The organism is Thermoflexus sp. (genome assembly GCF_042408815.1).
Classification (GTDB): domain Bacteria; phylum Chloroflexota; class Anaerolineae; order Thermoflexales; family Thermoflexaceae; genus Thermoflexus.
In genome coordinates, this window is record NZ_JBHOQR010000001.1 from 48,307 (window position 1) to 55,856 (window position 7,550).

Here is a 7,550-nt window from a genome sequence, read left to right on the forward strand (position 1 = left end):
CCCTTTCATCCGCGGGGCATCGGGAGGTGCCCCGCCCCATCTGCCTGTTTCGGATTTTTATTCTTTAGGAGGCGACCCATGCGCTCCAGTCTCTCTCGATGGTTACGGATCGGATGGATCCTGGCTCTGCTGCTGGCGGCCTGTCAGGCGCCAGGCGGCGCCCCACCAGCGCGAAAAGGCCGTGCCCCGCTGGCCCCCGAAGGAACCCTCCTGCGTAAGATCCAGGATCGCGGCAAGCTCATCTGTGGCACGAAATACGATATCCCCACCTTCGGTTATCTGAATCCCAAGACCAATCAGGTTGAGGGTTTCGATGTGGAGATCTGCCGGGCAGTTGCTGAATATATCTTCGGGGATCCCAATGCCGTGGAGATCAAAGAAGCCATCTCCAAGAACCGCATCCCCTTCCTCAAAGAAGGGGTGGTCGATATCGTTGCCTCCACGATGACCATCAACGAAGAGCGCCTGAAGGAGATCGATTTCTCCATCGTTTATTACGTTGCCGGACAATCTCTCCTGGTCCCCAAGAACAGCCCCATCAATGGCCTGCAGGATCTCAAGGGCAAGCGGGTGGGCACGGTGAAGGGCTCCACCTCCGAGAAGAACATCCGTGACCTCTCCGATCGGCAGGGTCTGAACATCGAGGTGGTGCTCTTCGATACCTACTCGGAAGCGGTCGCGGCCATGGACGCCGGCCGGGTGGATGCGGTGACCACCGATGATATCATCCTCTACGGTTTCGTGCGCCAGGAGCCTGACAAATGGAAGGTCGTGGGAGGCCGGTTCACCGTGGAGCCTTACGGCGTCGGAGTCAAGAAGGGTGAGAAGGAGCTGCTCGAAGTTGTCAACACGGTGATCCGAGAGCTGAAGACCTCCGGTCGCTGGAAGGAGATCTACCGCAAGTGGATCCCCAGCGATACCATACCTGAGCCCCCGCCCGACGATTGGCGGGCGGTGAGCCAGCCCTGATCGCTCGCATCGGTGAGGGGACCCATGGGGAAGCCGAAGGCATGGCGGGCGGATTGGCCGCCCGCCATGCCTCTTGCCTTTCCCTGGGGAGCCAGCCGACATCCTATTCCAGGTCGCCTCTTCCATTGATGAGCACAGCGGACGTCTGGCACTATCTGCTCCTGGGCCTATGGACGACGTTGAGGCTTTCCCTGGCCAGCATGGGCGTGGCCCTTGCCCTGGGAACCCTCATTGGGGTTTTGCGGGTGGCGCCGGTCACGGTCCTTCGATGGTTCGCCGCGGGCTATGTGGAGTTCTTCCGAGATATCCCCCTTCTTCCCGTGTTGGTTTTTGTCTACAGCGGGCTCCCCAAAGCGGGTATCCGCCTTCCCACTTCATTCGATAGCGCCGTGGCCGGGCTGGGGGTTTATACGGCCGCCTTCGTCGCGGAAGTGGTGCGCGCCGGCCTTCAATCCGTCCATCGAGGGCAGATCGAGGCCGCCCTCTCCCTCGGCATGTCCTTTCCCCAGATAGTGCGTCTGATCTTGCTGCCCCAGGCGTTCCGGATGATGATCCCCCCGCTGGGCACCGTGTTCATCGCCCTGGTGAAGAACACCTCCATCGCCTCAGCCATTGCCGTTGAGGAATTGCTGTATCAGGCCGAATTTGTGATCGGGCGCACGTTTGCGGATTGGCCCATGCTGATCGCTTTCCTCCTATATCTGGTGATCACGGTTCCCTTAAGTGGGCTTGTGAATTTCATGGAGCGGCGGCTGCGGATCATGTTCTAACTCCCGGGCAAGGCGTTCGACGCGCGGAGGCGCAGGCATGCAGATTCAGGAGCGGCCCTGGCAGACTCTTCTCGGCGTGGGGATGGTGCTGATCCTGATCCCGCTGGCTTTCCGGATGGAGCCGGCACGATTTGAGCCCTTCACTCGGTTATCCACCTGGCAGTTCCTCGCTCTAGGGATCGCCCTCACGATGGAGGCCTCGGTGATCGCCATCCTGGCCAGCATCCCGCTGGCTCTCTTCTTCGCCCTGGCGCGCCACAGCGGCCCGCCATGGCTTCGGTATCCGGTGATCGGGGTGATCGAAGGGATCCGCGCGTTGCCGCTGCTGGGCCTCATGTTCTATCTCTTCCTTCGCCTAAGCGCGCTGGGCCGTCAGATGGGGATCGATGCTCTCACCCGACCGGATGCAGCGGTGATTGCTGCCCTCTGGCTCTACACTGGGGCGGTAAACGGCGAGGCGTTGCGGGCCGCGATCCTCTCCCTGCCGCGGGGGCAATGGGAGGCCGCCAGCTCCCTCGGGTTAACGTTTGGGCAGGCCATGCGCCTGGTCATCCTTCCCCAGGCTTTCCGTCGGGCCCTCCCCCCGCTGGTTGCCCAATTCGCTACGCTGGTGAAGGACACCTCGCTGGGCGCTATCATCGGGTTCATTGAGCTGTATCGGCGGGGCGTGATCCTGTTCCAGGGAGAGCGTAACCCGCTGGAAACCCTGTATGTGGTCTCGGTAATCTACTTCCTGATCAACTACACCATGGGCCGTATGGCCAGCGCGCTGGAGCGCCAGCTGGGCCTCGACCGGGGATAGGAGGTCCCCGGCCTCTGGTCCAGATCCAGCCCCACCGTGATCCAGGTGTCTGTGGATCGTCGAAATGGGACCCCCAATCTCCCCATCGGGCATAGTTTCCCAGCCCTCCTCCCCATGGCCGGATGGCTATAGGGAAGAGACAGGGGAGCGGGGAGCTCCGTCCCGTATGAGCTCGGGCGAAGCTGGGATCCTACCTCGTTGTAAAATTCTTCTTTAGGCTCTGTGAAGGATCGGATATTCCATGCGGGTGAAACCTCTGCATCTCGAGGGGGGCATCGCTGGGCTTGATCTACGGAATAGAGTGGGATCATGGGTCTATCTCCCCAGGGAGCATTGCCAATGGATGATCAAGCGCTGGTTGAACTGGCCTTACGGATGCGGGAACGCGCCTATGCGCCCTACTCCGGTTACCGGGTGGGAGCCGCCCTGCTGAGCGCCTCCGGTCAGGTGTTCACTGGATGCAATGTGGAGAATGCGGTGTATCCCCTCGGATTGTGCGCGGAGCGGGTGGCGGTCTTCAAAGCGATCTCGGAAGGCGAGCGCGGTTTTACGGCGATTGCCATTGCGACGGAGAACGGCGGCACGCCGTGCGGGGCATGCTGTCAGGTGCTTTCTGAGTTCGTCCCGGATCTGCGGATTCTGCTGGTGGATGCAAAAGGCGCCGTTCGAGAGACATCCCTACGCCGGTTGCTCCCGGAGCCTTTCGGCCCAAGGGATCTGAAGGCTGTTCGTTGAGGGGGAGCGGAATGGGGCGTGAACTTCGGATTTCCGTCGTGCGGCGATCCCCCTTTCGCGGGCCCGGATGGCTTTGGATCCTCCTGGTTCTGGGGCTGGGAGGCGGGGTCGGCATGCTGAGCTATCGGCTTGCCTTCCAGGAGGCCCTGCGAATCTCCCCTCCTGTCCTGGCCGGTGGGGAATCCACCTCCTCTCCGAGAACTTCTCCGGATCATCCCATTGGGATTCCCGAGTGGACTGGCAAGGAACGAGTGAACATCTTGATCCTGGGCATCGACCAGCGGGAAGGGGAAGCAGGGCCCTGGCGGACGGATACGATCATGATCGCTACGCTGGACCCGGTTGGGCTCTCCGCGGGTGTGCTCTCCATCCCTCGGGATCTTTGGGTGACGATCCCGGGCTTCGGGGAGAACCGGATCAACACCGCGCATTTCCTCGGGGACGCCTATGGCTATCCGGGCGGGGGGGTCGCCCTGGCTCAGGAGACGATCCGCTATAATTTCGGGATTCCCACCACGTATTATGTGCGGGTGAATTTCACGGCCTTCGAGAAAGCTGTCGATCTCCTCGGGGGCATTGATCTCTGCGTCCCAGAAGCCATTGATGATCCCCATTATCCGGATGCTCACTATGGTTATGAGCCGTTCCATATCGATGCAGGATGTCAGCATCTGGATGGGCGGACGGCGTTGAAATACGCGCGGACGCGGGCCACGCGTGGAGGGGATTTCGATCGGATGAGCCGTCAGCAGGAAGTGCTCCGGGCCGTTCGAGATCGGGTGTTGCGTCTGAATATGCTGCCCACGTTGATCGCTCGCGCCCCCGCTTTGTGGGAAACCGTGAAGGATGGGATCCGAACGAACCTAACTCTGGAGGAGATGATCGCCCTGGCCCGCCTGGCGGCTCGTATCCCAGATGAGAAAATCCGCATGGTGACCATCGGCCCTTCGATGACCCGGCCCTATACGACCCCCGATGGGGCGGAGGTTCTGGTCCGGATCCCGGAGAAGGTTCAGGAGGCGCTGGTGGATTTCTTCGGGCCTCAGCAGCCCCGCCTGGAGGCCCGGGTCGCCGTTCAGAACGGCACGCTGCGGCCGGGCCTGGCGACCCGCGTGGCGGATGCCCTTCGCGGGCTGGGGGTGGAGATCGTGGAGATCGGCAATGCGGATCGCTTCGATTATCCGGAAACTCAGGTCTTGGTCCACCCTGGGGCTCAGGAGGCCGGCCGTCAGGTGGCCGGATGGCTGGGCCTCTCTCTCCTAGCGATCCGGGAGGTCCCGGATCTCCCCTGTGCGTGTGATCTGCTGATCCGCCTAGGTGAGGATTTCCCGGAGCGTTAAACCTTATGGAGGGCTCGCCATGGATTTCCGTTTGACGGAAGAACAGCGGCTGTTCCGCCAGGCGGTTCGGGAGTTTGTCGAGCAGGAACTGAGGCCTCGTGCCCGGTATGTGGATGAAACCGGACAGTTCAATTGGGAAGCTGTCCGGAAAGGGGCCTCCCTGGGTCTGCTGGGGTTAACCGTGCCGGAGGCCTATGGGGGGGCTGGTCTGGATCATGTCAGCGCAGCGATAGCGATCGAGGAGATTGCCCGGGGCTGTGGCTCGACCGCCCTTTCCCTGGCCGCGCACAATGGCCTGGGCCTGGCGCCGATCCTGCTGTTCGGCAACGAGGTTCAGAGGCGGCGGTGGTTACCCGCTCTGACCAGTGGCCGCAATGGGCTGGCCGCTCTGGCTCTGACCGAGCCCCACTGTGGAAGCGATCTGGGCGCCGTGCGCACCACCGCGGTCCTCGACGGAGACGAGTGGGTGATCACCGGCCAGAAGATGTGGTGTACGAACGCGAGCCTCGCAGAGATCATCGTGGTGCTTTGCCGCACCGATCCGGCGGCGGGCAAGCGCGGCCTCAGCCTGATCGTTGTCCCTACGGATCGGGCAGGGGTTTCGATCGCCCCGCCGGAGAAGAAGATGGGCCTTCACGGATCGCCCACTCACGCGGTGACGTTCGATCACGTGCGGGTGCCTATGGATCACCTGCTGGGGGAGCCAGGCCGGGGCCTATCGTATGCCCTGCAGGTGCTGGATGGCGGCCGTGTCGGCATCGGGGCCCTTTCCGTCGGCCTGGCTCAGTCTGCTTTCGAGGAGGCGGTGCGATATGCGAAGGAGCGGACCGCCTTCGGCCAGCCCATCGCCGCCTATCAGGCGATCCAGTGGATGCTGGCCGATGCCGCGGTGGAGATCGAGGCCGCGCGGCTTCTGGTGTATCGGGCGGCGTGGCTGCGGGACCAGGGGTTGCCTTACACCCAGGCGGCGGCGATGGCCAAGCTGTTCGCCAGCGAGATGGCGGAGCGGGTGACCCGCAATGCGATTCAGATCCATGGGGGTTACGGTTATAGCCGGGAGTTCCCGGTGGAGCGGCTGTATCGGGATGCCCGCCTGATGACCATCGGAGAGGGCACCAGCGAGATCCAGCGCCTGGTGATCGCGCGCCACATTCTGGGTATCGTAAAAGCGGAGCCCCTTCCCTCGGATGTCGTTTAAGGTGAGGCCTATCTGGCTGAGAGGGGTGCCTTCTATGCTCTCTCAGCTCATACTCCGGCGGTAGTGTATCATATTTTGTGCAAACAATGGGAGGCAAAAAGGAACCTCCCGGGACAGGGAGGGTATCCCTATCACCGGGAGGTGTGCCATGAAAGAGCAACTTACACCTGGTATTATACCCGATCTTCTGCGGGAGAAGGCAAAATGGGCCCTGGAAGCCATCTTACACAAAAAACTTGAGACTACCCATCGGCAAGTCAATGCCGGTAAGAGGGTGCTCAGAGATCCAGCCATCTGTCAGCCGCAAGGCCCGTAGCCGATCCGTACCGGCCTCCCGCACCACCGCGCCAACAAGAATAACCCCAGGCGGCCGCACCCCTGCGCTCAAGTTCGAAGACGGCGCCAGGTAAAGCAGCTGGGCCGGATCTTCCGGGCCTTGGACGCCGTTAGGAGGGCACCAGGGTTATCGCTATCCACCTCATCTCCGTCCACCTCTACCAACGTCGGCTCCCACTTCCACCCCGGCTTCGCCCGGTCCAACAACTATCGTCTATCGTCCCTTTGGCGCTCGGCGGGGATGCGGTATACTCTAGGTGGCCGCGGGTCCCGCGGGGGAGAAACGGCTCCGGTAACCCAAAGGAGAATCTCACATAGGCCACTATACGGTTTATGTCCACCCCGAAGCCTGGCGAGATATCAAGCGTCTGCCCGGGTATGTCAAACAAGCCGGAAGTCGATGTAGAAGTGCGGCGATTACGTATGGATCGATGGCGAATCATCTACGCTGTGGATGAGCGCAATAAAATCATCGATGTACTGGCCGTTCGCAAGCGTCCCCCGTATGATTACGGGGATCTGGCGGAGTTACTCGAATCGGTCTTGTAAACGGAAAAACATGTTGCCCCTCGGCTTCCCGCAGCCCTTCGTCTCGGAAATACCGGCTTAAGTCGTTCGGCGTGCAGAGGTCCACTTTACGCCCCAACAGGGCCGACAGTTCCTGCTCCAGGCGAGCCATTCCTAACAAGCCCGGGGTATGCCCGGGCTCGAATTCCACCAAAAGGTCAATGTCGCTATCGGGCCGCAGGCGGCCTCGCAGGGCCGACCCAAAGAGGGCCAACCACTTGGCACCTGGTGCGGTTGAACGCCCGTTGGGGCGAGCGCGCCGTGCGCGGCTCTTTGGCGGCGCGGGAAGAGCGGCAGCACTTGTTTGCGCAACGTTATCCTCTGTTTATACAAAAAACTTGACACTACCTACTCCGGCTCTCAGGAGGCGAAATGGCGGTTGAGCGGGTTCAGCAGATTGAGATCCAGGAAGAGGTGCAGCAGGCGTATCTCTCTTATGCCATGAGCGTGATTGTGGCGCGGGCACTGCCGGATGTGCGGGATGGGCTGAAGCCGGTGCAGCGCCGGATTCTGTATGTGATGCATGAGATGGGTCTGCATCCGAACGCTCCTTACAAGAAGTCGGCCCGGATTGTGGGGGAGGTGCTGGGGAAATTCCACCCCCATGGGGATATGGCGGTGTATGAGGCCCTGGCGCGGATGGCCCAGGAGTTCACGATGCGCTATCCCCTGGTGGACGGGCAGGGGAACTTCGGGTCCATCGATGGGGATCCGCCGGCGGCGATGCGGTATACGGAGGCACGGCTGACGCCGATGGCGGAGGAGCTGCTGGAGGACCTGGAGAAGGAGACGGTGGACTGGGTGGACAATTTCGATGGTTCGTTGAAGGAGCC

Annotated in this window: 8 protein-coding genes and 1 pseudogene; 8 read left to right on the forward strand and 1 reads right to left on the reverse strand. The window is 61.8% G+C overall.

All coding sequences use genetic code 11. From position 1 onward, the window contains the following. Positions 1-78: 78 nt before the first annotated feature. From ACFMO3_RS00190 to ACFMO3_RS00220, 7 genes are all read left to right on the forward strand, one after another. Positions 79-969, forward strand: a complete 891-nt coding sequence (locus tag ACFMO3_RS00190; RefSeq protein ID WP_376788414.1) for a transporter substrate-binding domain-containing protein — start codon at positions 79-81, stop codon at positions 967-969. 128 nt (positions 970-1,097) lie between these two features. Further along, positions 1,098-1,739, forward strand: a complete 642-nt coding sequence (locus ACFMO3_RS00195) for an amino acid ABC transporter permease (RefSeq protein WP_376788415.1) — start codon at positions 1,098-1,100, stop codon at positions 1,737-1,739. A gap of 37 nt (positions 1,740-1,776) precedes the next feature. Further along, positions 1,777-2,541, forward strand: a complete 765-nt coding sequence (locus ACFMO3_RS00200; RefSeq protein WP_376788416.1) for an amino acid ABC transporter permease — start codon at positions 1,777-1,779, stop codon at positions 2,539-2,541. Between the two features lie 339 nt (positions 2,542-2,880). Further along, a complete protein-coding gene (gene cdd / locus ACFMO3_RS00205) occupies positions 2,881-3,276 on the forward strand; it encodes a cytidine deaminase (protein WP_376788417.1) in 396 nt (131 codons plus the stop codon). Between the two features lie 11 nt (positions 3,277-3,287). Then, the gene (locus tag ACFMO3_RS00210; protein WP_376788418.1) at positions 3,288-4,616 is read left to right on the forward strand and encodes an LCP family protein; all 1,329 of its coding nucleotides are present in this window, start codon (positions 3,288-3,290) and stop codon (positions 4,614-4,616) included. Positions 4,617-4,635: 19 nt separating this feature from the next. Then, complete coding sequence (locus ACFMO3_RS00215) at positions 4,636-5,814, forward strand: acyl-CoA dehydrogenase family protein (RefSeq protein WP_376788419.1); 1,179 nt, start codon at positions 4,636-4,638, stop codon at positions 5,812-5,814. Between the two features lie 744 nt (positions 5,815-6,558). Beyond that, positions 6,559-6,699, forward strand: coding sequence for a type II toxin-antitoxin system RelE/ParE family toxin (locus ACFMO3_RS00220; protein ID WP_376788420.1), 141 nt, complete (start codon positions 6,559-6,561; stop codon positions 6,697-6,699). A gap of 10 nt (positions 6,700-6,709) precedes the next feature. On the opposite strand, the pseudogene ACFMO3_RS00225 reads toward ACFMO3_RS00220, so the two are convergent. Beyond that, positions 6,710-6,931: pseudogene (locus tag ACFMO3_RS00225) on the reverse strand (nucleotidyltransferase family protein); the annotation flags it as partial. Between the two features lie 158 nt (positions 6,932-7,089). Here ACFMO3_RS00225 and ACFMO3_RS00230 point away from each other — a divergent pair. Further along, positions 7,090-7,550, forward strand: a 461-nt coding sequence (locus tag ACFMO3_RS00230) for a DNA gyrase subunit A (RefSeq protein ID WP_376788421.1), incomplete at its 3' end; no start/stop codon positions are given.